The 26471-nt window shown below is 70.4% G+C and carries 30 protein-coding genes, 2 tRNA genes and 1 pseudogene; 17 read left to right on the top strand and 16 right to left on the bottom strand.

The window, feature by feature from the left end:
• Positions 1–213 (bottom strand): annotated as a pseudogene (locus MKK49_RS06915) (hypothetical protein); the annotation flags it as partial.
• 91 nt (positions 214–304) lie between these two features.
• Here MKK49_RS06915 and MKK49_RS06920 point away from each other — a divergent pair.
• Positions 305–454 carry a hypothetical protein gene (locus tag MKK49_RS06920; protein ID WP_244027321.1) on the top strand — a complete coding sequence of 50 codons (150 nt, stop codon included), beginning with the start codon at positions 305–307 and terminating at the stop codon, positions 452–454.
• 148 nt (positions 455–602) lie between these two features.
• Here the strand turns inward: MKK49_RS06920 and MKK49_RS06925 are convergent, their stop codons facing one another.
• From MKK49_RS06925 to MKK49_RS06955, 7 genes are all read right to left on the bottom strand, one after another.
• Positions 603–836 carry a hypothetical protein gene (locus MKK49_RS06925; RefSeq protein WP_244027323.1) on the bottom strand — a complete coding sequence of 78 codons (234 nt, stop codon included), beginning with the start codon at positions 834–836 and terminating at the stop codon, positions 603–605.
• 259 nt (positions 837–1095) lie between these two features.
• Positions 1096–1170 (bottom strand) — tRNA-Thr (locus tag MKK49_RS06930).
• Between the two features lie 128 nt (positions 1171–1298).
• On the bottom strand, positions 1299–1757 hold the full coding sequence (locus MKK49_RS06935; RefSeq protein ID WP_244027325.1) for an NUDIX hydrolase: 459 nt from the start codon (positions 1755–1757) through the stop codon (positions 1299–1301).
• Positions 1758–2148: 391 nt separating this feature from the next.
• Complete coding sequence (locus MKK49_RS06940; protein WP_244027326.1) at positions 2149–2616, bottom strand: MarR family winged helix-turn-helix transcriptional regulator; 468 nt, start codon at positions 2614–2616, stop codon at positions 2149–2151.
• A 274-nt stretch (positions 2617–2890) separates the two neighbouring features.
• Positions 2891–4666, bottom strand: coding sequence for an ABC transporter ATP-binding protein (locus MKK49_RS06945; protein WP_244027328.1), 1776 nt, complete (start codon positions 4664–4666; stop codon positions 2891–2893).
• A gap of 143 nt (positions 4667–4809) precedes the next feature.
• Positions 4810–5337, bottom strand: coding sequence for a sigma-70 family RNA polymerase sigma factor (locus MKK49_RS06950; protein WP_409565027.1), 528 nt, complete (start codon positions 5335–5337; stop codon positions 4810–4812).
• A gap of 50 nt (positions 5338–5387) precedes the next feature.
• Complete coding sequence (locus MKK49_RS06955) at positions 5388–5672, bottom strand: NepR family anti-sigma factor (RefSeq protein WP_244027330.1); 285 nt, start codon at positions 5670–5672, stop codon at positions 5388–5390.
• A 340-nt stretch (positions 5673–6012) separates the two neighbouring features.
• Between MKK49_RS06955 and MKK49_RS06960 the strand changes: the two genes are divergently transcribed.
• Together MKK49_RS06960 and MKK49_RS06965 are read left to right on the top strand one after the other, a co-directional pair.
• Positions 6013–6088 (top strand) — tRNA-Thr (locus MKK49_RS06960).
• A gap of 94 nt (positions 6089–6182) precedes the next feature.
• On the top strand, positions 6183–6446 hold the full coding sequence (locus MKK49_RS06965) for a hypothetical protein (protein WP_244027331.1): 264 nt from the start codon (positions 6183–6185) through the stop codon (positions 6444–6446).
• Between the two features lie 56 nt (positions 6447–6502).
• Here the strand turns inward: MKK49_RS06965 and MKK49_RS06970 are convergent, their stop codons facing one another.
• The 4 genes from MKK49_RS06970 to MKK49_RS06985 are packed head-to-tail and all read right to left on the bottom strand — an operon-like array spanning position 6503 to position 9928.
• Positions 6503–7261 carry an HAD-IA family hydrolase gene (locus MKK49_RS06970; RefSeq protein WP_244027332.1) on the bottom strand — a complete coding sequence of 253 codons (759 nt, stop codon included), beginning with the start codon at positions 7259–7261 and terminating at the stop codon, positions 6503–6505.
• Complete coding sequence (rpe, locus tag MKK49_RS06975; RefSeq protein ID WP_244027333.1) at positions 7255–7932, bottom strand: ribulose-phosphate 3-epimerase; 678 nt, start codon at positions 7930–7932, stop codon at positions 7255–7257. Before rpe ends, MKK49_RS06970 begins: the two co-directional genes overlap by 7 nt.
• A gap of 51 nt (positions 7933–7983) precedes the next feature.
• A complete protein-coding gene (locus MKK49_RS06980; protein WP_244027334.1) occupies positions 7984–8844 on the bottom strand; it encodes a phosphoribulokinase in 861 nt (286 codons plus the stop codon).
• Positions 8845–8869: 25 nt separating this feature from the next.
• Positions 8870–9928 (bottom strand): class 1 fructose-bisphosphatase, encoded by a 1059-nt coding sequence (locus MKK49_RS06985; protein ID WP_244027336.1) that lies wholly within the window; start codon positions 9926–9928, stop codon positions 8870–8872.
• Positions 9929–10098: 170 nt separating this feature from the next.
• Between MKK49_RS06985 and MKK49_RS06990 the strand changes: the two genes are divergently transcribed.
• Together MKK49_RS06990 and MKK49_RS06995 are read left to right on the top strand one after the other, a co-directional pair.
• Positions 10099–11055 (top strand): LysR family transcriptional regulator, encoded by a 957-nt coding sequence (locus tag MKK49_RS06990; protein ID WP_056166124.1) that lies wholly within the window; start codon positions 10099–10101, stop codon positions 11053–11055.
• Entirely contained in the window at positions 11052–12287 is a 1236-nt protein-coding gene (locus MKK49_RS06995) for an NAD(P)/FAD-dependent oxidoreductase (RefSeq protein ID WP_244027337.1), read from the top strand. Before MKK49_RS06990 ends, MKK49_RS06995 begins: the two co-directional genes overlap by 4 nt.
• Before the next feature lie 4 nt (positions 12288–12291).
• Here the strand turns inward: MKK49_RS06995 and MKK49_RS07000 are convergent, their stop codons facing one another.
• Entirely contained in the window at positions 12292–12564 is a 273-nt protein-coding gene (locus MKK49_RS07000) for a helix-turn-helix transcriptional regulator (RefSeq protein ID WP_313899146.1), read from the bottom strand.
• A 335-nt stretch (positions 12565–12899) separates the two neighbouring features.
• Between MKK49_RS07000 and MKK49_RS07005 the strand changes: the two genes are divergently transcribed.
• The 9 genes from MKK49_RS07005 (at position 12900) to MKK49_RS07045 (ending at position 23422) form a co-directional block, all read left to right on the top strand.
• Positions 12900–13403, top strand: a complete 504-nt coding sequence (locus MKK49_RS07005; protein WP_244027339.1) for an META domain-containing protein — start codon at positions 12900–12902, stop codon at positions 13401–13403.
• A 154-nt stretch (positions 13404–13557) separates the two neighbouring features.
• Positions 13558–13731 carry a hypothetical protein gene (locus tag MKK49_RS07010; protein ID WP_244027340.1) on the top strand — a complete coding sequence of 58 codons (174 nt, stop codon included), beginning with the start codon at positions 13558–13560 and terminating at the stop codon, positions 13729–13731.
• Between the two features lie 35 nt (positions 13732–13766).
• Complete coding sequence (locus tag MKK49_RS07015) at positions 13767–14891, top strand: glycosyltransferase (protein ID WP_244027341.1); 1125 nt, start codon at positions 13767–13769, stop codon at positions 14889–14891.
• Between the two features lie 135 nt (positions 14892–15026).
• Entirely contained in the window at positions 15027–16001 is a 975-nt protein-coding gene (gene cysK, locus MKK49_RS07020; protein WP_244027342.1) for a cysteine synthase A, read from the top strand.
• A gap of 115 nt (positions 16002–16116) precedes the next feature.
• On the top strand, positions 16117–17370 hold the full coding sequence (locus MKK49_RS07025) for a DUF2254 domain-containing protein (protein WP_244027343.1): 1254 nt from the start codon (positions 16117–16119) through the stop codon (positions 17368–17370).
• A 52-nt stretch (positions 17371–17422) separates the two neighbouring features.
• Positions 17423–17761 (top strand): hypothetical protein, encoded by a 339-nt coding sequence (locus MKK49_RS07030; protein WP_244027345.1) that lies wholly within the window; start codon positions 17423–17425, stop codon positions 17759–17761.
• Between the two features lie 4 nt (positions 17762–17765).
• Positions 17766–18017, top strand: coding sequence for a hypothetical protein (locus MKK49_RS07035; RefSeq protein ID WP_244027347.1), 252 nt, complete (start codon positions 17766–17768; stop codon positions 18015–18017).
• Positions 18018–18183: 166 nt separating this feature from the next.
• The gene (locus MKK49_RS07040; protein ID WP_244027349.1) at positions 18184–22731 is read left to right on the top strand and encodes a rhamnan synthesis F family protein; all 4548 of its coding nucleotides are present in this window, start codon (positions 18184–18186) and stop codon (positions 22729–22731) included.
• A 316-nt stretch (positions 22732–23047) separates the two neighbouring features.
• Complete coding sequence (locus MKK49_RS07045; RefSeq protein WP_244027352.1) at positions 23048–23422, top strand: YciI family protein; 375 nt, start codon at positions 23048–23050, stop codon at positions 23420–23422.
• A gap of 19 nt (positions 23423–23441) precedes the next feature.
• On the opposite strand, the gene MKK49_RS07050 is transcribed toward MKK49_RS07045, so the two are convergent.
• Both MKK49_RS07050 and MKK49_RS07055 read right to left on the bottom strand, forming a co-directional pair.
• Positions 23442–23933, bottom strand: a complete 492-nt coding sequence (locus MKK49_RS07050; RefSeq protein WP_244027354.1) for a 4-fold beta flower protein — start codon at positions 23931–23933, stop codon at positions 23442–23444.
• A gap of 29 nt (positions 23934–23962) precedes the next feature.
• A complete protein-coding gene (locus tag MKK49_RS07055) occupies positions 23963–24250 on the bottom strand; it encodes a hypothetical protein (RefSeq protein WP_244027356.1) in 288 nt (95 codons plus the stop codon).
• A gap of 102 nt (positions 24251–24352) precedes the next feature.
• On the opposite strand from MKK49_RS07055, the gene MKK49_RS07060 reads away from it, so the two are divergent.
• From MKK49_RS07060 to MKK49_RS07070, 3 genes are all read left to right on the top strand, one after another.
• Positions 24353–24658 carry a hypothetical protein gene (locus tag MKK49_RS07060; RefSeq protein WP_244027357.1) on the top strand — a complete coding sequence of 102 codons (306 nt, stop codon included), beginning with the start codon at positions 24353–24355 and terminating at the stop codon, positions 24656–24658.
• Positions 24659–24731: 73 nt separating this feature from the next.
• A complete protein-coding gene (locus MKK49_RS07065; RefSeq protein WP_244027358.1) occupies positions 24732–24971 on the top strand; it encodes a hypothetical protein in 240 nt (79 codons plus the stop codon).
• A gap of 175 nt (positions 24972–25146) precedes the next feature.
• Positions 25147–25545, top strand: coding sequence for a VOC family protein (locus tag MKK49_RS07070; RefSeq protein ID WP_244027359.1), 399 nt, complete (start codon positions 25147–25149; stop codon positions 25543–25545).
• A gap of 79 nt (positions 25546–25624) precedes the next feature.
• Here MKK49_RS07070 and MKK49_RS07075 read toward each other — a convergent pair.
• Positions 25625–26471, bottom strand: an 847-nt coding sequence (locus MKK49_RS07075) for an autotransporter outer membrane beta-barrel domain-containing protein (RefSeq protein ID WP_244027360.1), incomplete at its 5' end; no start/stop codon positions are given.

A 26471-nucleotide genomic window follows, 5' to 3' on the forward strand; every position in this document is an offset into this window, starting at 1 on the left:
CACGTGCTCGACCGTCTGCCGGCGCGTGCGCATCGCGTGAGGATCCTCGTCGAGCCGGCGCTGCACGGCTTCCAGGACCGCCTCGTGCTCCCAGCGCGTCACCCGCCGCTCCTTGGCCGGCGTGCCGACGACGCAATGGCGCGAATCGATGCCGGTTTTAGGGCGGCCGACAACGCCGCGCTGGCCCGCGGAGCCGTCCCTGGCCGAACCCATGGAAGCCGGACCAAGCCAATCGCACCCGGCAGAAGGTGCTTCTGAACCGTCACCCGGCCCTCGCGGCCACGCTCAAGGCCGAGGCCGCAATATGACGACCACCGACACTATCATCGAGGCGGCCAAGGCGGTCGCCCGGGCCGAACTCGCCGCCCACCGGGCCCGCGTGAAGGCCGCCCAGGAAGCCGCCGCCTTGACCGCCGAGGCCGAGATCGAGCGGGGGGATCCAGGCGCGACGTGACGCGGAGACCAAGAGGGCGGAGTTGAGCGCCGTCCGCGAGCAGATGTTCGCCGCCCGTGAAGCCCAGATCGAAGCCCAGTGAGAGGCCGACCGGAAGCGCAAGCTCGACGAAAATCCCCGCCTGCGCATCGCCAAGCCCCCCGAGCGGCTACTCGCCAAGATCCTCTACAGGCGCCTGGGCGATGACTTCGCCGGATTCACCACCGACCTCGACGTCATCGGCTTCAACCGGTTCAGGTCCGAGATTCGGCGTATCCAGGGCGACGAGCGGGCCGAGGCGCTCGCCTTCCAGCGCCATAAAGCTACGGCCAAGCTCGCCGCCGAGGCCGCTACCCTGCCGGTGCCGGAATCGGCCGCCGAAGCCACGATTCTGCACAAACACGGCTTCCTCACTGAGGTCCGCGCGGCCGAATTGGGCGCTGGCGCGCTGTAAGGTTCGGGACGGCCGAGAGCGGTCCGGGGCTACCCACGCCCCCAGGACGGGCATCTGCGGTGGAACTGTCGGGTCCCGCCAACCCCAGGGGCCGTCAGCGTCGAATTCTGAGAATTTTGCAGACACCGGAGTTGCACCCCATTGCACCACCGAGCTTTTTGCTGGGGCGCAGACCGGGGGTTGATTGGTGCTAAGTCGTTGTAAACTATGGTGCTGCTGGACAGGATTGAACTGTCGACCTCCTCATTACCAATGAGGTGCTCTACCACTGAGCTACAGCAGCGGGTGTCCGGGGTTCGCCGCGGCGTCTCCGTCTGGACGAGCGGGGGATTAGCCCATCGTTTCCGGCTTGGCAATCGCCTGGGCCGCCTCAATCGCACCGGGGCGCGAAGTTTCGTGTCGGCTCCCTATTCAGGGCAACACATCCGCGTCGCGCTTGCAGGCGGCGCGGATGATGGCGGCCAGACCCGGCTCGGCCACGGCATCGGCGGCCTCGGTGGGCGAGAACCAGCGGTCCTCCCGCTCCTTCTTCTCCGGCCAAGTCTTGAGCTGCTTGCGGACCTCCAGGGGGAAGACCTTGACCTGACACAGGACGGAATCCCGGCTCTTGAGGCGCTTCTCGTAGAGATAGAAGCCGAGCGGGCGCTTGCCGATGGACCCGATGAGACCGGCTTCCTCGTAGGCCTCGCGCGCGGCGGCCTCGAAGGGCTTGCGCCCCTTCATCGGCCAGCCCTTCGGAATCACCCAGCGCCGGCTCTCCCGCGAGGTGATGAGCAGGATGGTGTAGGTACCATCACGCATCCGTCGGTACGGTAGTGCGCCGACCTGCCGCCGGGGCTCGCGGTCCATCTCGGCCAGGGTCGCACTCATTGGGACGAAACGCCCGGAAGCGGCACAGGTTCGCCGGAGGGACGATTTCCCGTGCGCCTGCCCGTATGCGTGCCCGTTTTCCTGCCCGTGCCCGTGTGCCCGCCCGAGGGTCCGCGCCGGGCGGCGGCGCCCCTCGCCGGGGCTTTCGGAACGACCCGGTGGCCGGCTTGGTTCGCGTCCTGCTTCCGCACCGCTTTTCCCCGAAGAACGCTGCGCCAGTGGAGGTGATGGGCAGGTGAAGGCACTGGGCGAGTGGCGGCGATGAGCCGTTGCCCGTTCCCGGCTCCAGGGCAAAATTTATCCGGCTAAAATAGGGCGTCCGCGGCCATCCCGGCGCCCAGGCGACCGGAGCAGCCGAATAAAGCCACGCGGCGGCGATGCGCGCGGGCGTTCAGCCGGCGGCGCTGAGATTCTCGATGAGGGCGTTCAGATCGGCGCGCATGGCCTGGACTTCCGGTTCCGACATGCGGAGCTGGCACATCACCGATTCCCGCACGGCGGTGGCCTCGCCCCGCAGGGCCCGGCCCTGCGGCGTGAGGGCGATCTCGACCTCGCGCTCGTCCGTCCGTCGCCGGCTCCGCAGCAGGAAGCCCGCCGCCTCGAGGCGCTTCAGGACCGGTGTCAGGGTCCCGGAATCGAGGCGCAGGCGCCGGCCGATCTCCGACACGGTGACGCCGTCCGTCTCCCAGAGGACGAGGAGGACGAGATATTGCGGATAGGTCAGGCCCATGCGCTCCAGCATCGGACGATAGGATTTCGTCATGCGGTGCGCCGCCGCGTACAGGGCGTAACAGAGCTGATTGTCGAGGAGCAGGGGATCGGTCAGCGGGGACGTTGTCTGAGCGCGTGCGTCGATCATGCAAACCATGCCATCTGTCCCGGCGGCCTGTACCGGGAACCTGCGTCAGGACGAATGACGCCGGGATAACCCGCGTGACGGAACCTGTCCGGTTGAACAGGATAGCCGACGCGGGACGTTCTGGTATATGGCCTATCCGTCCCGATCTTCGACGAATGCACGCATATCTCGGACCAGACACGGTTTTTTCGCCCGGAGCGTCCGCCTTCGGGGACACATCCCCAAGAACTCGTTTCCAAGAACTCATCTCCGACGACCCCTCTCGACGCATCGATCACGCCTCGGCGGGAGCGGATATCCGTGCGGCGGCGTCCGGCATCACGGCCGCGAGGGGCCCGGAGGCGACGAGGCGCCCCCCGTCGAGGACGTGGACCGTGTCCGCCGCCGCGAGGCTCGTGAGGCGGTGGGCGATGAGGATGAGGGTGCGGGTCCCGCTCAGGGTGGCCAGGGCGTTCATCACCGCCGTCTCGGTCTCGCCGTCGAGGGCGCTGGTGGCCTCGTCGAACACGATCACGTCGGGGTCGTGATACAGCGCCCGGGCGATGCCGAGGCGCTGGCGCTGGCCGCCGCTAAGGCGCACGCCGCGTTCCCCGACGCCCGCCGCGTAGCCGCCGTCGAGGCCCAGCGCCACCTCGTGGAAGCCGGCGAGCCGCGCGGCCCGCTCCACCGCCGCCCCATCCACGGCCTCGGGGGGCACGCCGAGGGCGATGTTCTCGCGCACGGAGGCGTCGATGAGGAACACGTCCTGCGGCACGTAGCCGATGCGGTTCTGCCAGGCCGGCAGGGTCTCGGCATCGAGGGCGACGCCGTCCACCGTGACGGTGCCCGTCGTCGGCGTGAGCAGGCCGAGGATCAGGCCGACGAGGGTCGACTTGCCCGAGCCCGTGCGGCCGACGAGGCCGACGGTGGTGTGGGCGGGGATCGTCAGATCGATGTCCCGCAGGGTCGGGCGCCCCGGCGCGTAGTCGAAGCCGATTCCGGTGAGGCGGATGTTTTCGCTGAACGGCAGGCGCGCGGCCGGGCGCGGCGGGGGCACCCGTTCGCCGGCGAGTTCATCGACCACCACCCGCACCGCCGGCAGGTAGAAGCGCAGGAGGGCGAGCGAAGTGAAGATGTTCTGGAACGCCGGCAGCATCCGGTAGCCGGCAAAGGCGAACAGCCCGAGCAGCGGCAGCAGCCCGCCGGTGTCGAGGCCCTGGGAGAGGGCGAACAGCACCACGACGATGACCCCGCCGAAGGCCAGGGACTCGATGACGAAGCGCGGCAGCTGGCCCGTCAGCAGGCTCGCGGCGGTCGCCTTCGCGTAGGCCCGGGCGGGCCTGTCGAAGCCGGCGCCGAACGCCTCGGCCCGGCCGTAGAGCTTGAGTTCGGTGAGTGCTCCGAAGGTCTCCTGCACCACCCGGTAGCGCCGCTCGTTGTCGGCCACCGCCCGGGCGCCGAGCCGGGCGAGGCGCACCCGCATGACGAGGTAGAGCCCGACGTAGAGACCGCCGAAGCCGCCGCCGAGGATGAGGGCGAGGCGGGGCGCGTAGAAGATCAGGAAGGTGACGACGGCCAGTGCCGAGACGCTGCGCGAGGCGATGACCGTGGTCGGGGTGAGGACGCCGACGACGAGGCGGTCGGTCTCGCTGAGCACGTTCTTGGCGAGTTCGGCGCTGTTGGCATGGGCGAAGAACAGGCGCTCGCGGTCGATATAGCGGGCGAGCAGGCGCCGGGCGAGGCCGTAGCCCGTGAGGTTGGTGAACAGGAGCTGCGCGAAGGTGAGGCCGGCATTCACCACGCTGGTGGTGAGGATGGCGGCGAGCGCCGCCCCGCCGGTGGCCATGAGGAAGGCGCGGTCGTCGGTCAGCCCGAGGCCGTCGCGCAGGGCCGCGAGATAGGGGATGCGGCCGGCGGCGGAGGGATCGCCCACCAGGGTCAGGAACGGCACCACGGAGGCGACGCCCACCACCTCGAACAGGGCGGCGCAGGCGAGCCCCAGGGCGATGAGGGCGAGACGGCGCCGGTCGCGCGGCCGCAGGACGCGGACGAGGTCGATCAGGGCGCGCATGGCGGGGCTCCTCGGGTGAAGGCTCCGGCGGTCATGCGGACGAGGCCGTCACGATCGGGGGCGGAGCCACTCGCCCATGCCCCTTAGAGGATTTCGATGCCCTTTGGAGCCGGCCGGCCGCGAATCGCAGCCGGCCGGTTCGTTCAGGGGCCGGAGCCGGCCGCCGCCCGGGTGAGGGCGTCGGCGCCGATATCGTCGGTGCCGGTCATCCCCAGGGTCTCGATGAGACGACCCCGCGCGCGGCTGACCCGGCTCTTCATGGTGCCGACGGCGACGCCGCAGATGGCGGCGGCCTCCTCGTAGGTGAAGCTCTGGGCGCCGACGAGGACGAGGGCCTCGCGCTGGCTCAGGGGCAGGCCGTCGAGGGCTTCCTGGAACTCGCGCATCTCCACCCGGATCTCCTGCTCGGGCAGGCTGGTGAGGCGGCCCGCATGGACGCCGTCGGCATCCTCGACCTCGCGCTTGCGCTTGCGCTGCTCGGAATAGAACAGATTGCGCAGGATGGTGAACAGCCATGCGGTCAGGTTGGTGCCGCGCTGGAAGCTGTCGGCCTTGGTCCAGGCCCGCACGAGGGTGTCCTGGACGAGGTCGTCGCTGCGGTCGAGGTTGTACGTGAGGGAGAACGCGAAGGCGCGCAGGGCCGGGATCGCCCCGAGGAGAAGGTCGCGCATCTCGGTATCGGCGCCGCCGGGCGCACCGGCCGGCCGGATCGATGGGTACGTCATTGGGACCCCCGCGAATCGGATTGCGACGACAGGCCGTCGAGGAGCGCGGTGAAGCGGTCCGGCAGCGGCTGGTTCAGGACGTCGGCGTAGAGCAGGCGCAGGTCGCGACCGATCCGGCGCCGCGCCTCACGGCCGAGCGGCGGCGCCGCGTCTTTGCCGAGACGCGGCGAGGCCGGTTCTCGGGACGCGCGCGGCAGGGCCGCCAGAGCTCCCGCCCCGTCATGCGGGGTGGCCGTCGCAGGAACGGCATCGAGGCCTCGATCGCTCGCGTATCTGGTCATCGCAGCCCATTGTCCGAGGGCGGATGCGCGGCGCCGTGCTTTCGCGAGGCGGGCGCCGCAGGGCCTCGCATATCGGGGCCGTATCCGCAGTCCTATCGACGGCGGTGCTACCGGGGAACGATTTAACGTGTACTGAAAAATGCATTCATCGGATCTTAAGCCCCTGAATTTGGACGCTTGTTTCCGAAATGTTGCTGAGTGAAATCATAAGGTGATCAAGCTCGGCCATACGGCAGGCTTAAGCGTATCGAGATGTCCGTTGGCTGAACGCCTGCCACGCTGGCGGGCGGCGAAGCGGGGCTTGCGCGGACCGGGGCGCACTGGTAGCGCAACGCTCAGCGCCGGTTTAGCTCAGCTGGTAGAGCAACCGCCTTGTAAGCGGTAGGTCGCGAGTTCAAGTCCCGCAACCGGCACCAGTTTTCCGATCATGGTCGAACACCGCCAAAAGAGTTTCGACCCGGATACGGGGGGCGCGTTGCCGTGGTCGGCCGTTCCGGCCTATCCATCGGCATGACCGAAAAGTTGACGATCCTCGCCCTGTGCGACCTCGGACTCATCACCGACGCGGAGGTGGAGGCCGCCATCGCGGCCTTCATGGCCGATCCGATGGCGCTGCCCTACACGTTCAAGGAGGGCTATCGGCTCAATCTCGGCAAGGCGATACGCCGGCACCCGGGTGCCAACGACTTCGTCCACCGCTCCGATGCTGGCCCCCAGCTCAAGCGTCCGTTCGTGCGCGCTGCCATCCTGCAGGCCCGGCCCGAGCGGGAATAGGGCATCGGCCCGAACGGTGGACATCGGCTTTCGGAAAAAAGCCGAGACTCTCGCGTTCAGGCGCCGGCCTCGCGGCTTTCCTGCCAAGCCTGGAGGCCGGCGAGCGTGACCACGCCGCCGGGCCAGGGGATTCCGGACAGCAGGACGTGGGGGGCGTCCGGTTCGCCGAGATCCGACAGGGCCGAGAACGCGCCGTCGAGGCGGTGGGTCTCGGTGTAGCGGCTGCGGGTGGCGACGACCGGCAGGCCGGCATCGAGGGCCGAGCGGATGCCGGCCACGGAATCCTCGAACGCGATGGCCTCGGCGGCCTCGACGCCGAGGCGCCGCAGGGCGAGTTCGAACACGTCGGGCGCCGGCTTCTTGCGGGCGGCCTCGTCGCCGCAGGCGATCACGTCGAACGGCACGTCGCCGTGCGGAAAATTCATCCGCAGCAGGGCCTCGACGTTCGGCCGGCTCGTGGTGGAGGCCACGGCCAGGCGCACCCCTCCGGCGCGGGCCTCGGCGACGAGGCGGGCGATGCCCGGGCGCAGGCCGAGGCGCCCGCCCGCCACGAGGTCGCCGTAGATCCGGGTCTTGCGGTCGTGGATCTCGGCCAGACGCGGGCGCAGGGTCGCCAGATCTTCGGAATGATGGGTCTCGACGTAATGGGCGAGGCGCTCCTTGCCGCCCATCACGGCGAGGAGGTCGGCGTAGAAGGCCGCGTTCCAGGTCCAGGGCAGGTCCATCTCGGCGAAGGCGTCGTTGAACGCCTGCCGGTGGAGGTCCTCCGTCTCGGCCAGCGTCCCGTCGACGTCGAAGATCAGCGCCCTCAGCATGACACCGGTTCGCCGCCGGCGCCCGCACGGATCGCCGCGATGCGGTCGGCGTAGCCCGCCGGACCGCCCTTGAACACGGCGTTGCCGGCCACGAACGCGTTGGCGCCGGCCCGCGCGGCGAGCCCGACGGTCTCGGGGGTGATGCCGCCATCGACCTCGATGTCCAGGGGCCGCCCGGCCGCCATGGCCCGGATGCGCGCGATGGTCTCCAGGGTCGAGGGGATGAAGCCCTGGCCGCCGAAGCCGGGATTGACCGTCATCACCAGGACGAGATCGACCATGTCGAGGAGCGGTTCCACGGCGGAGGCCGGCGTGCCCGGGTTGAGGGCGATGCCGGCGCGCTTGCCGAGATCCCGGATGGTCTGGAGCGAGCGGTGGATGTGGGGGCCGGCCTCGACATGGACCGAGATGGTGTCGGCCCCGGCCTCCGCGAAGGCCGCGAGGTAGGGATCGGCCGGGGCGATCATGAGGTGGACGTCGAACGGCTTCGCGCTGTGGGGCCTGAGCGCCTTCACCACGGCCGGGCCGAAGGTGAGGTTGGGCACGAAATGCCCGTCCATGACGTCGAGGTGGATCCAGTCGGCCCCGGCTTCCGAGACGGCGCGCACCTCGGCGCCGAGCTGAGCGAAATCCGCCGAGAGGATCGAGGGCGAGATGATCGGGCTGGTCACGGTTCTGTCCTCTCGGGCGCGCGGCGCCCTTCAACGCGTGCGGCGTGCGTCTTACGCCATACGGCGTTTGCGCTCGACCAGTTGCATGATGATGGGCGTCAGGATGAGCTGCATGGCGAGATCGAGCTTGCCGCCCGGGATCACGATGGAATTCGCCCGGCTCATGAACGAGCCCTGGATCATCGAGATCAGGTAGGAGAAGTCGATGCCCTTGGGGTCCTTGAACCGGATCACCACGAGGGACTCGTCGGCGGTGGGAATCCACCGGGCGATGAACGGGTTCGAGGTGTCCACGGTGGGCACCCGCTGGAAGTTGATGTCCGTCCAGGTGAATTGCGGGCAGATGGTCTGCACGTAGTCCGGCATCCGCCGCAGGATCACGTCGGTGACGGCCTCCGTCGAGTAGCCCCGGGTCGAGCGGTCCCGGTGCAGCTTCTGGATCCATTCGAGGTTGATCACCGGCACGACGCCGATCTTGAGGTCGGCGTAGCGGGCGAGATCGACGTTGTCGTCGACGACGCAGCCGTGCAGGCCTTCGTAGAACAGCAGGTCCGAGCCCGGGGCGAAGCTCTCCCACGGGGTGAAGGTGCCGGGCCGCGTGCCGTGGAGCTCGGCGGCGGCCGCGTCGTGGACGTAGTGCCGGGTGCGGCCCGTCCCCGATTCGCCGTAGGTGCGGAACACCTCCTCCAGCTCGGGCAGCAGGTTGGCGCGCGGCGCGAAGTGGCTCAGGGTCGGCTCGGCCGCCATGGCTTTGCGCATGGCGATGCGATCGAGGGCGTGGAACGCATCGCCTTCGATGTAGACCGCGCTCACGTCCTCGCGGCGAAAGATCTGCTCGAAGGTGTTGCGCACCGAGGTGGTGCCCGAACCAGACGAGCCCGTGACCGAGATGATGGGATGACGCGACGACATGCGCTGTGACCGGCGGCCCCTTTCCTCAGCTGCGCATGAGGCCGCGCTGCCCAAACAGGGGCGAGCGGCCGGCCGCCGAATTGCGGCCGCCATAGTACTTCGCCACGCACGCGACCTCGTCGGCCGAGCCGAAGATCAGCGGCACGCGCTCGTGGATGGCGCTCGCGCAGATGTCGAGGATGCGGCGCTCGCCGTCGATGGCGCCGGCCCCCGCCTGCTCCATCAGGAAGGCGATGGGGGCGGCCTCGTAGAGGAGGCGCAGGCGCCCCTGCGCGTAGCCCTTGCGGTTGTCGCCCGGGTACAGGAACACCCCGCCGCGCAGGAGCACGCGCTGGGCGTCGGAGACGAGGGAGCCGAGCCAGCGCATGTTGAAGTCCTTGTCCAAGGGCCCTTCCGCGCCGCGCAGGCAATCCTCGATATAGGCCTTCACGGGGGTGTCCCAGTGGCGGGCGTTGGACGCGTTGATGGCGTATTCCTTGGCCGAGGCCACCACTTCCATGCGCGGATGAGTGAGGCGGAAGACGCCCTCCGCCCGGTCGAGGGTGTAGGTCTGCGTGCCGTCGCCCAGGGTCAGCACCAGGGAGGTGGCCGGGCCGTAGGTGACGAAGCCGGCGGCCCGTTGCAGCGTGCCGGGGCCCGTGAAGGAGCCGAGCGGGTTCTCGGGGGTCGAAGCCGTGGGGCGGATGCCGAAGATCGAGCCCACCGCCATGTTGACGCCGATGTTCGACGAGCCGTCGAGGGGGTCGATGGCCACCGCCAGCGGCGCGCCGGGGTTGAGGAGCATCACCCCTTCGGCCTCCTCCGAGGCGACTTCCGACACCGGCGCCCCGCGCAGGGCCTCGGTGAAACGTTCGTGGGCGAAGACGTCGAGGAATTTCTGGACGTCGCCGTCGCTGTTCTGCTCGCCCTGCGCCGCCAGATCGCCGGCGAGCGCCCCGCGCCCGATCACCGTGCTGACCTCGATGGCCGCGCTGGCGCAGGCCGCGATCACCTTGGCGACATCGGCCAGACCCGGATCGGCGGCGACGGCGGCGGTAAGGCACGCATCGAGGCGAGACCCGATCTCAAGAGATCCCATCGACATCGGCTCACCTTCCCTGACAGTTCACATCCGGCCCGCGCGACGGAACCGTGCGGTCCCGCCTCCTTGCCACGATAGGGCCAGCGACAACCAGTGCGCCAGACGGCGCGTCCTCATGAAACAAGGAATTTGAAAAAACTTGCGGGCGGTTCCAAAAAAACTAAAACCGCCCCATGCGCAACCTGTCCCTGAAGCAGCTCCAGGCCGTCGCGGCCGTCGCCCGTCTGGGCACGATGACCCGGGCGGCCCAGGAACTCAACGTCACCTCCGCCGCCCTCTACGCGCGCATCCGCCAGCTCGAGGAGGAGGCGGGCCTGCTGCTGTTCGACCGGACGCCCACGGGCCTCAGGCCCACGGATGCCGGCCGGGAGATGCTGTGGGCCATCGACAGCATCAACACCGTGCTGGAGACCTGCGCCGACCGGCTGGAGACCCTGAAGGGCGGCGCCGGCGGGCGGGTCGCCATGGGGGTGGTCTCCACCGCCAAGTACTTCGCGCCCGGCATCATCTCGGGGTTCGTCGGCACGCATCCGGCCGTGGAAATCAACCTCGCCGTCGGCAACCGCGGCAACATGGTCGAGGCCCTGCGCAACTACGAGATCGATTTCGCCATCATGGGCCGGCCGCCGCGCGATTTCGCCATCGAGGCCGAGACCTTCGGCGTGCATCCCATCGTCGTCGTCGCCGCGCCGAGCCACCCCTTCGCCGGCCGAACCGGGCTGACGCGGGAGGACCTGGCTCAGGAATCCTTCCTCGTGCGCGAGGAGGGCTCGGGCACCCGCACGGTGTTCGAGGAGTTCATGAACGGGATCATGATCAAGCGCGCCCGCCTCGGCATCGATTCCGGCTCCAACGAGACCATCAAGCAGGCGGTGATGGCGGGCTTGGGCATCGCCCTCATCTCGGCCCACACGGTGGCGGCCGAACTCGGCAGCGGACGCCTCGTCCTCCTCGACGTCCAGGGCCTGCCGATCCGGCGCGACTGGTACGCCGTGCGCCGGGCCGACAAGGTGCTCGGCCCCGCCGCCGCCGCGTGCTGGGACTACGTGGTGAAGGATGGCGGCCGCTGGCTGCCTCAGCTCGCCCTGGTGCCCCGGGTCTCGGCCGTCACGGCGGAGTTCGAGGCGTGAGCGCGGGCGTGGTCGTGGTGGGCGCTGGCCAGGCCGGCTTCCAGCTCGCGGCGTCCCTGCGCGAGGCCGGCTACGCCGATCCCATCACCCTGCTCGGCGACGAAACGGACCGGCCCTACCAGCGCCCGCCCCTGTCGAAGGCCTACCTCGCGGGCAAGACCGACGCGGCCGGCCTCGAACTGCGCCCGGCGGCCTATTTTGCCGACCACCATATCCTGCACCGCCCCTCCGTGCGGGTCGGGTCCATCGACCGACCGTTGCGGCGCGTGCTGTGCGCGGACGGGACGGCCCTGGCCTACGACCACCTCGTCCTCGCCACGGGCGCGCGCAACCGGGCGCTGCCGGTGCCGGGTGCGGACCGGCCGGGCGTGTTCCAGCTGCGCGACCGGGCGGATGCCGACGCCCTGAAGGCGGCCCTCGGTGAAGCGCGCGCCGTCGCCATCGTCGGGGCCGGCTTCATCGGGCTCGAATTCGCCGGCATCTGCGCCGCGCGCGGCCTGGCCGTCACCGTCGTCGAGGCGGCCGAGCGGCCGATGGCGCGGGCGGTCTCCGCCGAGACGGCGGCGTTCTTCACCCATGCCCACGGCGAGGCCGGCATCCGCTTCGTGTTCGGGGCCGGTGTCGTCGCCATCGCGGGAGACGCGCGCGCCGAGGCCGTGCACCTGCGCGACGGATCTTCGATCACGGCCGATCTCGTCCTCGTCGGCATCGGCGTGGTGCCGAATCAGGAGCTCGCCGAGGCGGCCGGATTACGGGTCGGCGACGGCATCCGCGTCGATGCGTTGCTCGCCACCGACGATCCGGCGATCTCCGCCATCGGCGATTGTGCCCGGGCCCCCAGCCGCTTCGCCGACGGCGCGCACGTCCGGGTCGAATCCGTGCAGAACGCCCTCGACCAGGGCCGGTGCCTCGCCGCCCGCCTCGTCGGCCGGCCGGTGGCCTACGATGCCGTACCGTGGTTCTGGAGCGACCAGGGCCCGCACAAGCTCCAGATCGCGGGTCTCGCCACCCCGTCGGACACGGCCGTCATACGTCCGGTCCCGGTAGGGCTCTGCGTGTTCCGGTTCCGCGACGGCCGCCTGTCCGCCGTCGAGACCGTGGACCGGCCCGGCGACCACATGGCCGCCCGCCGCATCCTCGCGCAGGGCCGCGTGCTGAGCCCCGACGAGGCCGCCGACCCCGCCCACGATCTCAAGGCCCTCGCCGTTGGGGCCCTCGCCGTCGGGCGTTGACCCTTCAGCGGTCGTTCTCCGTGGTCAGCGCGCCGAGCCGGGTGCCCTCGTCGCCGCCCCGACCGCTGAGACGGACGCCGGCCGAGCCGTCGTTGGTGAACACCACGCCCGCCGCCATCAGGGCGCTGCGCAGAGCCTCGATCTGGCCCGAGGCGAGGTCGCTCGACCCCGATTCGAAGCCTGTCACCACATCCTCGCCGAGGCCGACCTTGCCGGCGAGGTCGCCCTGCGACCAATCGAGGAGCGCGCGGGCCGCGCGCGATTGCGCTGGACTCATGGTGTTCGGGTTCATGCCGCTCGCTCCGCCCTCGTCCGATCCCGCCACCGTGGTGCCTCCATCCGCTGTTCCGGCCCTGTTGCCTGACCCGACAACGGAGGATGCGCCGCTTCCGTTCAACCCGAACCGGTGCGATGGCCGGTGGACGGCCGGAAAACGCCCTTCACGGGGTCTTGACCATATTTGTGCTGGAATCTTATCCGATTGGCCCTGGCGCAGGCTCGCTCCGCGACAGATCTCGCGCGCTTCTCGCGCCGCGACGTCCCCATTCGAAGCGGGCGAACTTCGTCCACCGACGCGACGCGTGCGCGCTTGAACTGAGAAGGGCCCCGAGGATGAGAGCGATCCTGATCGCCGCAATGGCCGGTGCCATCGCGGCCCTTGCGGTGACCACCGCGACGCAGGTGCAGGCCCAGATGGGCGGCAACGTCACCGGCTTCGGCAAGGACGCCCGCGAGAAGCCGGAGAAGAAGCAGTACGTCCCCGCCGCCAAGGCGCAGGAGAAGATCTTCCCCCTCGACGCGACCTGGACCGCCGTGAGCCTCAACGGCAAGGCGTTCAGCGGCAACGACCGGCCGAGCTTCATCGTCGACAAGCAGTACCGGGCCCGCGGCTACGGCGGCTGCAACACCTTCGCGGCGACCGCTTTCCCGCTGAAGGAGCAGCACCTCGCCGTCGGCCCCCTCGCCCTGACCAAGAAGTCCTGCGACAAGGGCCTCGGCGCCAGCGAGCAGGACTTCTTCATCGCGCTCCGCACCGCCGGCCAATGGGATCTCGTCGGTTCGCAGCTTGTCATCAAGAGCCAGAAGGGCGAGCTGCGCTTCGACCGCGCCCTCTGATCGGTCCCGGTTCCCTGCCCCGGTTCTCCCGCCCGGTTTCGCGCCCTTCGCGTTAAGCCGGTATTGAGGACGATCCGGACTCCCGGGTCCGGGTTTACCCCTCGTTCAACGCCCCCGGCGCGTGCTGTCCCCCATGGCAGGCACGGGGAACCCGATGGGAACGCGACTGGAATGGACGACCGGCGGCCGCGCGCTCCGGCAGGACGCCCGCGAGGACACGCGCTACACCTTCCTCTCCGGCCCGCATCCGAGCGCCCTCGTCATCGCGTCGGCGAGCGGAGCCTTCGCCACCCTCGCCGTCCTGTGCGCCGCCCTCCTGCGGGCGTGATGCCCGTGCGGGCATGATCCGCACCGCCTGACGCCGTGCGGCCCGCGCTCCACGTCATCTCCGGCCTGCGCACGGGCGGAGCCGAGACCATGCTGGTCGCCCTGTGCGGCGCCCTGATCGCCGGGGGCATGCCCCAGCACGTGGTGAGCCTGACCGGCGACGGGCCCAACGCCGCCGCCCTGGAGCGCCTCGGCGTCACCGTCCATCGCCTCGCCCCGCGCGGGGGCGCCGGCACCGCCCTCGCGTTCATCCGACTCGCCCGCCTGATCCGGTCCCTTCGTCCGGCCGTGATCCAGGGCTGGCTCTACCACGGCGACCTGTTCGCCGCCGGCGCGCACCGCCTCGCCGGCGCACCGCGCGGAACTCTGCTGGCCTGGGGCCTGCGCAACTCCGACATCGATCACGCCCGTTACGGCCGACTCCTCGCCATCGGCCGGCGCCTGTCCGGCTGGCCCGGCCTCGTCGTGTCGAACAGCCAGGCGGGGGCGGATTTCCACCGGGCCGAGGGCTACCGCCCGCGCCGCCTCGTCATCATCCCCAACGGCATCGACACGGCCCGCTTCCGGCCCGATCCGGACGCGCGGGCGGCCCTGCGCCGGGAACTCGGCCTGCCCGACGACGCGGTGGTGGCGGTCCACGCCGCCCGCCTCGATCCGATGAAGGACCATGCCACCCTGCTGGCCGCCGCGGCGCGCCTGCCGGACCTGCGGTTCCTCCTCGCCGGAGAGGGGACGCAGACCCTCGACCTTCCGAGGAACGCCCGGGCGCTCGGCCGGCGCGACGACCTCGCCCGCATCCAGGCCGCCGGCGACATCGCCGTGTCGTCCTCGGCCTTCGGCGAGGGGTTTTCCAATGCCGTGGCCGAGGGCATGGCCGCCGGGCTGGTGCCGGTGGCGACCGCCGTGGGCGATGCCGGCGCGATCCTCGGCGGTCTGGGCCGCCTCGTGCCGCCGCGCGATCCGGGCGCCCTCGCCGACGCCCTCGCCGAAATCGCGGCCAGGCCGCCGTCCGTTCGCCGGGCGGCGGGCCTCGCGGCCCGGGCCCGGATCGAGTCGGCCTACGGCGTCGGGGCCATGGCGGAGCGCTTCCTGGCCGCATGGCGCGGGGCCGGGGCGAGCCTGGAGAATGAAATTCCACCGTCATCCCGCCGGGCGACATGAAGTTTCCAAGCCGGGAACGAAACCCTGGCGGTGGAGAAGATTTCCCTTTGCGCGCAGGCCGTTGGCGATTGCCTCGCTCCCGCCGACGCGATATCTCCCGGCCCGACACCGAAACGTCCGCGACAGGAGATTCCCATGGCCGAGTCCACCCAGAGCCCCGCCCGCACGCCCGGCCACGGCCACATCTTCGGCTCCATCACCGAGACCATCGGCAACACGCCCCTGGTGCGCCTCAACCGCATCACCAAGGAGCGCGGGATCGACGCCGAGATCCTGTTGAAGCTCGAGTTCTTCAACCCCATCGCCAGCGTCAAGGACCGCATCGGCGTCAACATGATCGACGCCCTCGAGGCCTCCGGCAAGCTGAAGCCCGGCGGCACCCTCGTGGAGCCGACGTCGGGCAACACCGGCATCGCGCTGGCCTTCGTGGCGGCGGCGCGGGGCTACCGCCTCATCCTCGTCATGCCCGAGACCATGTCCCTGGAGCGCCGCAAGATGCTGGCCTTCCTCGGCGCCGAGCTCGCCCTGACCCCCGGCCCGCAGGGCATGAAGGGTGCGATCGCGAAGGCCGAGGAGCTCATCGCGGAGATCCCGGGCGCGATCATGCCCCAGCAATTCTCGAACCCGGCCAACCCCGAGATCCATCGCAAGACCACGGCCGAGGAGATCTGGAACGACACGCACGGCCAGCTCGACGCCTTCGTGGCGGGAGTCGGCACCGGCGGCACCATCACGGGCGTCGGCTCCGTCCTCAAGCCGCGCCTGCCCGGCCTCAAGGTCGTGGCCGTGGAGCCGACGGATTCGCCCGTCATCTCCGGCGGCCAGCCCGGCCCCCACAAGATCCAGGGCATCGGCGCCGGGTTCATCCCGGACAACCTCGACCGCTCGGTCATCGACGAGGTGATCACCGTCTCGAACCAGACCGCCTTCGACACGGCCCGGCTGCTCGCCAAGCTCGAGGGTATTCCCGGCGGCATCTCCACGGGCGGCAACGTCGCCGCCGCCCTCGAACTCGCGTCCCGGCCGGAGTTCAAGGGCAAGCGCATCGTCACCGTCGCCTGCTCGTTCGCCGAGCGCTACATCTCCTCGGCCCTGTTCGAAGGGATCTGATCGTCCGCGCGCGGGGCGCGGACGGTCCGCGCCGGACCCCGCGTCCCGCCCGCCGGGTCCGGCCGAGCGACCCGTCCGGGCCCATCGGCCCCTCGACCGAAAGCAGCGTGATTCCTTGGCTTCCACGGTGTTCTATCGTCTGCGGCGCGGCGCCCGCCGCCCGTGGGTGCGGGTCGCCCTGTTCAGCGTGGCGGGTGTGGGCGCGGCCCTCGCCTCGGCGCTGCTCGCTCCCCTGATCCCGCCCGACCTCGGGGAGTCCATCGGCGCCAACGCCGTCGATCAGATTCTCTCGCTGCTCGCCACAAGCATGCTGCCGGTGGCGACGTTCTCGCTCGCCACCATGGTCCAGGCCTATGGCGGTGCCACCAACACCGCGACCCCGCGGGCCGTGACCCTGCTGATGGAGGACACCCGCGCCCAGACGGCGGTGGGCAGCTTCATCGGGGCCTTCGTCTACAGCGTCGTCGGCCTCATCGCCCTCAAGACGCATATCTACGGCGAGCAGGGCCGCGTGATCCTGTTCGGCCTCACCCTCCTCGTCCTCGCCCTGGTGGTGGGGACGCTGGTGCGCTGGATCGACACCCTGTCGCATCTCGGTCGCGTCGGGGAGACCATCGACGCCATCGAGGCCGCCGCGAGCGACGCCATCCGGCGGCGGGCGGATGCGCCCCATCTCGGCGGCCTGCCCTGGTGCCCGGCCCCCGTCGGGGCAACCCGGATCGTGGCGGCGCAGACGGGCTACGTCCAGCATGTCGACGCCGCCGGCCTCCAGGCCGTCGCCGAGGCGGACGGCCTCACCGTTCACGTCGCCGCCCTGCCGGGCCGCTTCGTCCATGCCGGCCGCCTGCTGGCGGAGATCGACGGCCCCACCGACGCGGAGACGCACACGCGCCTCGCCGCCGCCTTCGTCATCGGGGGCCGCCGCACCTTCGACGACGACCCACGCTTCGGCGTCATCGTCCTCACGGAGGTGGCCTCCCGGGGGCTGTCGAGCGCCATCAACGATCCCGGTACCGTCGTGGACGTGCTCGGAGCCCTGGTGCGCGTGCTCGCCCTGTGGCGCGAGCGACGGGCCATGGCCCCGGCCGCGCCTCTTCACCCGCGCCTGCGCGTGCCCGGCATCACGACGGACGAGCTTTTCGAGGACGCGTTCGCCCCCATCGCCCGCGACGGGGCCGGCACGGTGGTGGTCGGCCTGCGCCTGCAAAAGGCACTTTCGGCCCTGCACGCGATGGGTGACGCGGAGTTCGCCCGCGCGGCGCGGCATCACGCCGATCTCGCCCTCGTGCGGGCGGAAGCGGCGCTGTCCATCCCGGCCGATCTCGCGGTCCTGCGGGCGGCCCGCGACGATCTCGGCCGTCCGGGCTGAAGCAACCGGGCGGGCTCAGGGGCCGTTGTCCTCGTGACCACGGAGGACACCCATGACCGACGCACCGCGCGAGCGCCCCTCGCTGAAGGATTTCGACGCCTACGCCGATCGCAACGGCCAGGATCTCGGCCAGGACGACGCCCGCGACATCGGGCTCCCCGCCCGCACGCAGGGCGACCTCAAGGGCAACCCTTCCGGCGAGGCCGAGACCGCCCGCATCGCCTCCGGCACACCGGGCTCCGATGCCACCGACGAGACCGAGGCCGAGACCCCGGCACGGACCCTGCGCCAGATCGGCGACGCCGCGCAGAGGACCGGGTCCCCGCAGGGCGCCGCCGCCGAGGCCATCGACCGGGCGACCGCTCCCGTCGGTACCGATGGGGATGCCTGACACCATGGCCGACAAGACCAATCCCACCGACGCCGCCACCCGCAAGCCCGACGACGATGTCGGCACGCCGGGCGAACCGGCCGTGGCCGGCGGCGGCCACACCGCCGATCAGTCCGCCATCACCGACCAGACCCCAGGCGGCCTGACGGACGCAGATCGCAAGACCGGTTGGGCCGGGGCCGGCGGCGCTTCGGGCCGCAATCCGGCGCCCATGGGCGGCTCCTCGGACGGACAATCCGACCGCAAGCGTTCCTGACCCGTCCGGCACGGCCCGTGAGCGTCCGCCCGGCCAGGGCGGGCGTCTCATGCTTGGGTGACGTGCTTGGCTTGGGTGGCGTGCTTGGGTGACGTGGACCGGACTTGCCGGATATGCCAAACGAGCCCCCGGGCGAAACCCGTTCGCACGGCTCGAGCAGGACTTCATGCGGCGCTTATCCAGGACGATCGCGGGCTTCTCGAAGTCCCGTGCGGTGCAGCCCCCCGAGGTGCACCCTTCGCCCACGACGATCCGCCTCTACGACAAGATCCTGGACCGCGCCTACTACCTCGCCGGCAATTCGGACGTGGCCGAGACCGGTATCGATCCCCTGCGCCATTTCAGCGAGAACGGCGCGCGCGAGGGTCGCAATCCGCATCCCCTGTTCGATCCGGTCTGGTACGGGTCGGTGCATCCGCAGGCCGGTGCCGATCCCTTCGGCCACTTCCTGTCCGGCCAGGGCGGTGATCCGCATCCGCTGTTCGACAGCCGCTGGTACCGCGAGATCTACCCGGACGTGGTCGGGTCGAGCCTCGACGCGTTCGTCCACTACCTCGAACACGGCGCGCGGGAGGGCCGCGACCCGCATCCCCTGTTCGATACGGCCTGGTACGTCGCGCGCCATCCGGAGGCGCACCGCGCCCCCCTCGTCCACTACCTGTCAGGCCAGGGGAGCTGGCCGCATCCGCTGTTCGACGATGTCTGGTACCGGGAGGCGCACCGCAAGTCCCTCGAATCGGGCGTCAATCCCCTCGTCCAATACGTCGCGGGCGGATGGCGCGAGCACAATCCGAACCCGTTCTTCCACCTGTACTGGTATTGCGATGCGGTGCCCGAACTCGAGGGACGCGCCAGCAACCCGCTGATCCACTACGCCCGGATCGGCGAGGCCGCCGGCCTCAAGCCGCATCCCCTGTTCGACGCCGACTGGTACCGCGAACAGGTCGCCGGAACCGTCCTGCCGGGCGAGCCCCTGGCCTCGCCGCTGGCCGACTTCCTCCACCGCGGCGGTCCCGCCGGCCTGAGTTCGCACCGCCTCATCGACCCGGCATGGTACCATTCCGTCAACCCGGACGTGGCGGAGCAGGGCGTTCCGGCGGCCCGGCACTACCTCACCCATGGCTGGGTCGAGGGCCGCAGCCCGCATCCGCTCTTCGACATCAACCATTATCGGCGGGTGAACCAGGATGTCGCCGCCGCCGGGCTGGAACCCCTGACGCACTACGTCGGCAACGGCTATCGCGAAGGCCGCAGCCCGCATCCCTTGTTCGACATGCGGCACTACCAGCACCACAGCCCCGACGTGATCGAGGCGGGGCGCGATCCGCTCGTCCACTACCTCGACTACGGCGCCGCCGAGGGCCGCGACCCGAACCCGTTCTTCGACTCGCTCTGGTACACGCGCCAGCACGAGAGCCGCCTCGACAACGAATCCATCAATCCCCTGATCCACTACCTCTCGGCCGGCGCGCGCGAGAACCGCGATCCGAGCCCGCTCTTCGACCGGGAGTTCTACCTCTCCTATAACCAGGACGTGCTCCACGCCGGCGTCGACCCGCTGGCGCATTTCGTGACCGGCGGTCATGCCGAAGGCCGACCGCCCCGCGCACCCGACCGCTGGAGCGAGGTCTGTTCGGTCACGGACATCCCGAGCGAGATCCGCCGCGACCCGCCGCCCCTGGCCGACCGGGACGTGTGCTTCTTCGTGACCTACACCCCCGACGGGCGGGTCCACGACCACACCCTCGAATACCTCTCCGCCCTCAAGGCCGAGGGGCTGACCGTGGTGGTGATCGTGGCCACCGACGGCCTGTCGCGCCCCCTGCCGGCGGCGCTCGACGCCATGGACGGCCTCTTCGTCCGGATGAACCACGGCTGGGACTTCGCCGCCTGGGCGGCGGCCATCGCGACCTTCCCCGACGTGTGGAAGGCGCGCTCCCTGATCCTGACCAACGACAGCATCTACGGGCCCGTCGATCGCGTCGATTTCGCGAAAGTGATCGCGGGTGTCCGCACGAGCGAGGCCGACCTCGTCGGCCTCACCGACAGCCATCAGGCCCGCCCGCATCTGATGAGCTACTTCATCGGGCTCACCCGCACCGGCCTCGCCGCACCCGGCATCCGCCGACACTGGGCGAACGTGAAGAGCATCCGCGACAAGCTCGAGGTCATCAAGGCCTACGAGATGACGCCGCTGGCCCATTGGAAGGCGGAAGACATCACCGTCGAGGTGCTGTTCCCGACGGCGGACGACGTGGAGCTTCCCGTTAACCCGACCCTCGTGCGCTGGCGCGAACTCATCCAGCGCGGCTTCCCGTTCCTCAAGGTCCAGCTCCTGCGCGACACCCTCGAACAGGCCGATCCCACGGGCTGGGAAGCGACGCTCGACGGCAATCCGTCCCTGCGCGGGGCCATCGAGCGGCATCTCGCCGTCGTCGCTCCGAAAGCCATGATCGCCCCGAAGGTCGTCGCCGTCCCCGGGCCGGAGGTCGATGCCGGCAGCATCCTCGAGGACGAGCCCGCAGCGTCGGCCGCGCCGGAGGTGAAGCCCGGACCGACCTTGCGTCCGGTGCCGGCCCCGCGCCGGCGCTTCAAGCGCAACGTCGCCGGCCAGACCTTCTACGGCGCCACGCAGAGCATGCGCCCGAGGGAGGCCACGGACCTCGCCCTCGAAGTCCCGTTCGCCTACGGCCCCAAGGCGGCGGGCGGCCCCGTCGCGGTGATCCTGCACGTCTTCTACCCGGAGATGATGCCCGAATTGCTGGCGCGCCTCGCCAACATCCCCGTGCGGGCCGACCTCTACGTCTCCACCGACACGCCCGAGAAGCAGACCGCCATCGAGGGCTCGGCCGGCGATTACGCCAATGGGTCCGTCGACGTACGGGTGTTCCCGAACATCGGCCGCGACATCGCCCCGACCCTCATCGGTTTTCGCGATGTGTTCGCGCGCTACGAGACCTTCCTGCACATCCACTCGAAGAAGTCGCCGCACGATCCGCGCTTCGCCGAATGGCGCGACTACCTCCTCGACAACCTGCTGGGCTCGCCCGACCTGGTCGCCTCGATCCTGCGGCTGCTGGCCGAGGACGATGTCGGCCTGGTGTTCTCGCAGCATTTCGGCGAGGTGCGCCCCCTCCTGAACTGGGGCTACGATTTCGACCTCGCCAAGGACCTCCTGGCCCGGGCCGGCGTGACCCTGCGCAAGGACTACGTCCTCGACTTCCCGTCGAGCTCGTTCTTCTGGGCCCGCACCGCCGCCCTGAAGCCGCTCCTCGACATCGGCCTCGACTGGTCGGATTTCCCGGCGGAGGCCGGGCAGATCGACGGGACCCTGGCGCACGCCATCGAGCGGTCCCTGCTGTACTTCGCCGAATCCGCCGGCTTCCGCTGGACCAAGGTGGCGCGGTCCGGGACGGGGACGGACGAAACCTTGGTGCCGGTGCCGACGGAGGCCGACGTGGCGACAGGTCTGGCCCGGGCCTATCGCCCCCTGCTCGGCAATCCCCTGCGCCCGAGCCAGCAGCGCCACCTGTTTCCCGACGTCACCCCCGTGGCGACGCGGCCCGACCGGAATCCGCGGCCGCGCCTCAACCTCGTGCTGCCGACCCTGCATCCGAAGCACATCTTCGGCGGCATCACGACGGCTTTGCGCACCTTCGAGGGGCTCGCCGCGGCGCTCGGCGACGGCTTCGACCGCCGCATCATCTGCGGCTACGTCCCCATCGACCTCGAGACCATGGCGGGCATGCCCGATTACCGCCTCGTCTCGCTGGGCTCGCCCTACGACGCGTTCCCGCGCACCATCGTCGATGTCAACGACGTCGACAGCGGCGAGCTGCCGATCCGGGCCGGCGACATCTTCATGCCCACCGCCTGGTGGACCGCCACCAGCAGCACCCTGCTCCAGGCGGCGCAGGGGCGCTATCACGGCCGCGAGCTGCCGGTCCTGTACCTGATCCAAGACCATGAGCCCGGCTTCTACGGCTGGTCGTCGAACTTCTCGATGTCGCGCGCCACCTACGCGAATCCCGACAAGACCATCGCGCTCATCAACTCGGAGGAATTGGCGAACTACATGCTCCGGCACTACGCGCTCACCGATGCCAGCATCGTGCGCTACGCCGCCAACGCGAAGATCCGCGGCGCCTTGAGCATGAAGAAGCGCGAGCGCATCATCCTCGTCTACGGGCGCCCCACGACCCCGCGCAACTGCTTCGAGACCCTGTGCGCCGGCCTCTCCCTCTGGCAGCAGGCCGAACCGACGGTGGCGGCCAAATGGCGGATCGTCTCGGCGGGCGAGGATTACGACCCCGCCCGGGCCGGCGGCGTCTACAACCTCGAGGTCTGCGGCAAGCTTTCGCTGGACGATTACGCCGACCTGCTCAGCCGCGCCTCCGTCGGCGTGTCCCTGATGGTGTCGCCGCATCCGAGCTATCCGCCGCTGGAAATGGCCCATGCGGGCCTGCGCACGATCACCAACGGATACGAGTGCAAGGACGTCAGCGCGCGCAGCCCCAACGTCACGTCGCTGGCGACCCTCACGCCCGACACCCTGGCCGAGGCCCTGTCTGTCCTCACCCGGGAGGCCGAGGCGGATATCGGCCGGGTCCGCCCGTTCTCCGAGATCGCGCCCCTGCCCTGCCCCCTGCCGGACTACGATCCGGCGGCCCTGGCCGCCCGCCTGCGCGGCCTCCTCGACACGCCGGTCCCGTGACGCGCGCCGCCCCGTCGGGCCGGAAAGACATATCCGGTCCGACGGGATGGCACATCGTCCGAGAGGGGAGCGGACACGCCCCCCGTCGAAGCATTGCCGATCGCTCTCGTACAGAGATCCATCGCTCCGCCGGATGAAACAGTCCACGCGCGGTCGTTTCGGGCCGCACACTTCACGTCAGTCCGAGACGAGCGGCATCCGGTCTTGCATTCGCATGATCTCGCATTCGCCTGCGTGAAATCCGGATTTCGCTTTTCGCACGAATACTCTAGCCTGTGCGCGCAACTGTCTGAAACGTCCCTGGGAGGAGCGATCGATGCGCGTGATGATCCTGGTCAAGGCGACCGCCGACAGCGAGGCGGGCCTCATGCCCTCCCTCGAGCTGCTGCAGGCCATGGGTCAGTTCAACACGGACTTGATCCAGGCCGGCATCCTGCTCTCGGGCGAGGGACTGCACCCGTCCGCGCGCGGGCGGCGGGTGACCTTTGACGGGCCGGAGCGCTCGGTCACCGAGGGCCCGTTCGGGGACGCGGACAGTCTCGTCGCCGGGTTCTGGATCTGGAACGTGGCCGACCTCGACGAGGCGGTGGCCGGGGTCAAGCGCTGCCCCAACCCGATGCCCGGCCCGAGCGAGATCGAGATCCGCCCCCTGTTCGAGGAGGCCGATTTCCTGGCCACCCCGACGGACTGACGGCCTGGAGCGGCCGGGTTCAGATCAGGTCGGCGAAGGAACGGTCCGACCAGGCGGCCGAGGGCGCGGGCCGCGTCGGCATCCGATGGGGCGTGCCCCTGGCCGGATTCGCGAGCCGTGGTCCGGCGGCGGTCTTCGTTTGGCGCTTGGGCTTGGCCGGGCCGCCGACGGCGTCGAACTCGAACAGGAGCCGCTCGCCGTTCTCGTCCCAGATCCACCCATCCTTGGCCAGGCCGATGAAGCGACCGGAATAGGCGAACACCTGATCGTCGTCGATGAACGCCGCCGGTGTGCCGTTCCAGAGATAGACCGAGTGTCCATCGCGACAGAACGCGGTCTCACGACCCTCTCGATCAAAAAACTCGATCATTTCGCGACTCCCTGCCTTGGCGACGATGGTGGTGCCGGCCTGCGAATGCGGTTCCGGCCGATGAGGATAGAGCCCGTGTGTGTCGCGTGTCAGACCGGCGACGCGGAAAGATTTCGACGGCGGGCGGCCGAGGCCGCCCATGACCGGATTCGGACGGGCAGCGCCCTCCCCTAGCAGCGGGGTTTCTGCATCTTCACGACCGTGTTCTTGGGGCGGCCGAACGGCTTGAGCGGCGTGTTGGCCTCCAGGGCGACACGGGCCAGATCCTGGGGCCGGGGCGCACCGCCGGCGATGCGCTTCAGGGCGTCCACCATCTCCTCGATCATCTGGGCCGCCTCGCCCTCGAGGGTTTCCTCGGCGCGGATGCCGTTGAGTTCGGGGACGATCTCTTCGGCCGCCTCGCGCAGTTCCTCGATGAGTTCGGCGGCGGAGTAGCGCGGGGGGGTGGAATGGGCCATGGCGCGACCATGGCAGGCCGGGGCCGGACCGACAACCGGGCGCAATGAACTCCCGGGTCCTTCGGCTGTTGCCTGACGACCCATCACCGAACGGACGGCCCCATGACCCGTAAAGCCCTGATCCTCGCCACCGCCCTCGGCCTCTCCCTGGCCGGACCGGCCTTCGCCGAGACGCTGGCGCCGACGGGGGGCGCCGGCAACACCGGCGTGACGACCCCGTCCATGGCCCCCGATGAGCGACTCCAGTCCACCGACCCGACCCTGCGCCCCGCGCCGAACGTGGTGGGGAATCCGAGCCCGTCCTCGGTCCCCGGCAGCACCCCCGGCGTGAATGTCGGCGGCACGCCCACCAGCGGACCGCCCGGAACCGGCGGCACCTCCGGCGGCCCGTCGCTGGGCAACCAGTAGACCGCCCGGGGCGGCGCGGGCGGCGCGATCGTGCTAGTCTGCCGGGACCTGCCGAAGCCGATCGGGTCTTCCCATGGACAGGAAACAAGCGGCCGAGGCACTGATCTTCGCCTTCGTGATCGTGATCGTGATCGTGGTGGTGCTGTGGAGCCTGAGGCCCCGGCGGCCCGACCGTCGCGGCGGTTCGGACGCCTCGTATTCCTACGGCACGAGCGACGGGTCGCTCGCGGAGGGCGGTTCGGGTCACGGTGGCTGCGCGAGCGGCACAGGGGGTGACGCGGGGGGCTGCGGCGGCGGGGGCGGCGGCGACTGAAGCTGTCTCGCCCGCCTCCGGTCCGGCCGGCTCGAAACGGCGTTTCCGCCGCCCGGACGTTGCCCGGACGACCGATGCCCATCCACCCGAGACCTCCGCGACGACGGGGAGGCGTGGGAGTGGCCGGCCGGATCGGTTCCGGGCTACGGTCCCGTCTCCACCGGGAGACCACCGCATGACAGTCCCACGGACGCGCTACCGCTGCGATCACCTCCACCTGCGCAGCCGCGATGCGGTCGCCGCCGGGGCCTTCTACGTCGAGACCATCGGCGCGCGGGAGATCGGCCGCGAGGGTGCGCCGGTGAGCCGGGTGATCCTCGACATCGGCGGCCTGACCCTGTTCATCGAGCAGGCGCCGGACGGGCTCGCGCCGGCGGCATCGGCGCCCCACCTCGGCATCGAGCATATCGGCCTCGCCGTCGAGGACATCGAGGCGACCCACGCGGATCTGCGAAGCCGGAACGTCACCATCGTCTCCGGCATCACCGACGTGCGCCCCGGCCTGCGGGTGCTGTTCATCGAGGGACCGGACGCCGTCCGCATCGAGTTCCTGCAGCGCTCGGACGTGGCCTGACCGACCGAGAGCAGAAAGGGCCGGCTCGTTCCCGAGCCGGCCCCGTCGTGTCGTGCCTGCGGATCAGCGCACCCGCACTTCAGAAGGTGTAGCGAACCCCGCCGCGCACCGCCTGGATCGTGTCGGAGGAGGCGAGCTCCGCATCGTAGCCGAGGAAGCCGGCGAGGCCGGGCGCCAGCTCCGTGCTCACGCCGAGGCCGACGAGGGCCCGGTCGCGGTCGAGGCGGCGGCCGGAGACGACGAACGGCACCGTCGGCACCAGGGTGAAGGACGCCCCGATGGTGCGGCTCACGTCGGCGAAGTCGTGGACGTAGGCCGCCTTGACCCAGAACGACACCGGACGCCCGTCGAGGACCGTCGTCGCCGTCTCCAGGCGGCCGCCCACGAGGGTGCGGGCCGAGAGGAAGTCCTTGGCGGCGATGGTGAGGCTGAGGGGGCCGACGCTGCCCTCGCGGACCCGGTCCTGGTCGAAGGTGTTCACCTGGAACCCGACGAAGGGCGACAGCACCGTGGTGGGGGCGACCGTGACCCGGTAGCCGAGCTCGCCCGCGGAGATGAACTGGTCGCCGCTGACCTTGCCCTGCGCGCCGCCGGCCTGGATCTGGGCCAAGCCGAGGGACCGGTTCACGCGGCCTTCCGTGTGGGCGTAGCCCACGGTGGCGTTGGCGTAGAGGGCGCCCTGAGAAAAGCCGCCGTAGAGGCCGACCTGGGCGTTGTCCGTATGCGCCCGCTCACCCGTCCGGTTGAGGCCGACGTCGACGGAGCCGTAGCCCGCCGCGAGGCCCAGCACCGTGCCGACCTGCGGGTGGAAGTCGATGCCGCCCGCCATGCCGGCGACGGTCTCGGAGCGGCCCGCCGCGTTGGCGGTGGAATCGACGGAGCCGAACTGGCCGTAGCCCGTGGCCCAGACGCCGTAGCCGCGGCTC

Origin of the sequence: Methylobacterium sp. J-090, assembly GCF_022829345.1 — a bacterium.
In the GTDB taxonomy this organism is placed as follows: domain Bacteria; phylum Pseudomonadota; class Alphaproteobacteria; order Rhizobiales; family Beijerinckiaceae; genus Methylobacterium.

Bases quoted from the DNA above. Each gene is read 5' to 3' on its own strand.
- MKK49_RS07010 (WP_244027340.1), top strand. From the start codon at position 13,558: ATGGGAACGCGACTGGAATGGACGACCGGCGGCCGCGCGCTCCGGCAG.
- MKK49_RS07040 (WP_244027349.1), top strand. From the start codon at position 18,184: ATGCGGCGCTTATCCAGGACGATCGCGGGCTTCTCGAAGTCCCGTGCG.
- MKK49_RS07070 (WP_244027359.1), top strand. From the start codon at position 25,147: ATGACAGTCCCACGGACGCGCTACCGCTGCGATCACCTCCACCTGCGC.
- MKK49_RS06955 (WP_244027330.1), bottom strand. From the start codon at position 5,672: ATGACCAGATACGCGAGCGATCGAGGCCTCGATGCCGTTCCTGCGACG.
- MKK49_RS07030 (WP_244027345.1), top strand. From the start codon at position 17,423: ATGACCGACGCACCGCGCGAGCGCCCCTCGCTGAAGGATTTCGACGCC.
- MKK49_RS07050 (WP_244027354.1), bottom strand. From the start codon at position 23,933: ATGGGCGGCCTCGGCCGCCCGCCGTCGAAATCTTTCCGCGTCGCCGGT.
- MKK49_RS07045 (WP_244027352.1), top strand. From the start codon at position 23,048: ATGCGCGTGATGATCCTGGTCAAGGCGACCGCCGACAGCGAGGCGGGC.
- MKK49_RS07065 (WP_244027358.1), top strand. From the start codon at position 24,732: ATGGACAGGAAACAAGCGGCCGAGGCACTGATCTTCGCCTTCGTGATC.
- MKK49_RS06920 (WP_244027321.1), top strand. From the start codon at position 305: ATGACGACCACCGACACTATCATCGAGGCGGCCAAGGCGGTCGCCCGG.
- MKK49_RS06965 (WP_244027331.1), top strand. From the start codon at position 6,183: ATGACCGAAAAGTTGACGATCCTCGCCCTGTGCGACCTCGGACTCATC.
- MKK49_RS06990 (WP_056166124.1), top strand. From the start codon at position 10,099: ATGCGCAACCTGTCCCTGAAGCAGCTCCAGGCCGTCGCGGCCGTCGCC.
- MKK49_RS06940 (WP_244027326.1), bottom strand. From the start codon at position 2,616: ATGATCGACGCACGCGCTCAGACAACGTCCCCGCTGACCGATCCCCTG.
- MKK49_RS06980 (WP_244027334.1), bottom strand. From the start codon at position 8,844: ATGTCGTCGCGTCATCCCATCATCTCGGTCACGGGCTCGTCTGGTTCG.
- MKK49_RS07000 (WP_313899146.1), bottom strand. From the start codon at position 12,564: ATGAGTCCAGCGCAATCGCGCGCGGCCCGCGCGCTCCTCGATTGGTCG.
- MKK49_RS06950 (WP_409565027.1), bottom strand. From the start codon at position 5,337: ATGCGCGACCTTCTCCTCGGGGCGATCCCGGCCCTGCGCGCCTTCGCG.
- cysK (WP_244027342.1), top strand. From the start codon at position 15,027: ATGGCCGAGTCCACCCAGAGCCCCGCCCGCACGCCCGGCCACGGCCAC.
- MKK49_RS07060 (WP_244027357.1), top strand. From the start codon at position 24,353: ATGACCCGTAAAGCCCTGATCCTCGCCACCGCCCTCGGCCTCTCCCTG.
- MKK49_RS07035 (WP_244027347.1), top strand. From the start codon at position 17,766: ATGGCCGACAAGACCAATCCCACCGACGCCGCCACCCGCAAGCCCGAC.
- MKK49_RS06945 (WP_244027328.1), bottom strand. From the start codon at position 4,666: ATGCGCGCCCTGATCGACCTCGTCCGCGTCCTGCGGCCGCGCGACCGG.
- MKK49_RS07005 (WP_244027339.1), top strand. From the start codon at position 12,900: ATGAGAGCGATCCTGATCGCCGCAATGGCCGGTGCCATCGCGGCCCTT.
- MKK49_RS06935 (WP_244027325.1), bottom strand. From the start codon at position 1,757: ATGAGTGCGACCCTGGCCGAGATGGACCGCGAGCCCCGGCGGCAGGTC.
- MKK49_RS06985 (WP_244027336.1), bottom strand. From the start codon at position 9,928: ATGTCGATGGGATCTCTTGAGATCGGGTCTCGCCTCGATGCGTGCCTT.
- MKK49_RS06970 (WP_244027332.1), bottom strand. From the start codon at position 7,261: ATGCTGAGGGCGCTGATCTTCGACGTCGACGGGACGCTGGCCGAGACG.
- MKK49_RS07055 (WP_244027356.1), bottom strand. From the start codon at position 24,250: ATGGCCCATTCCACCCCCCCGCGCTACTCCGCCGCCGAACTCATCGAG.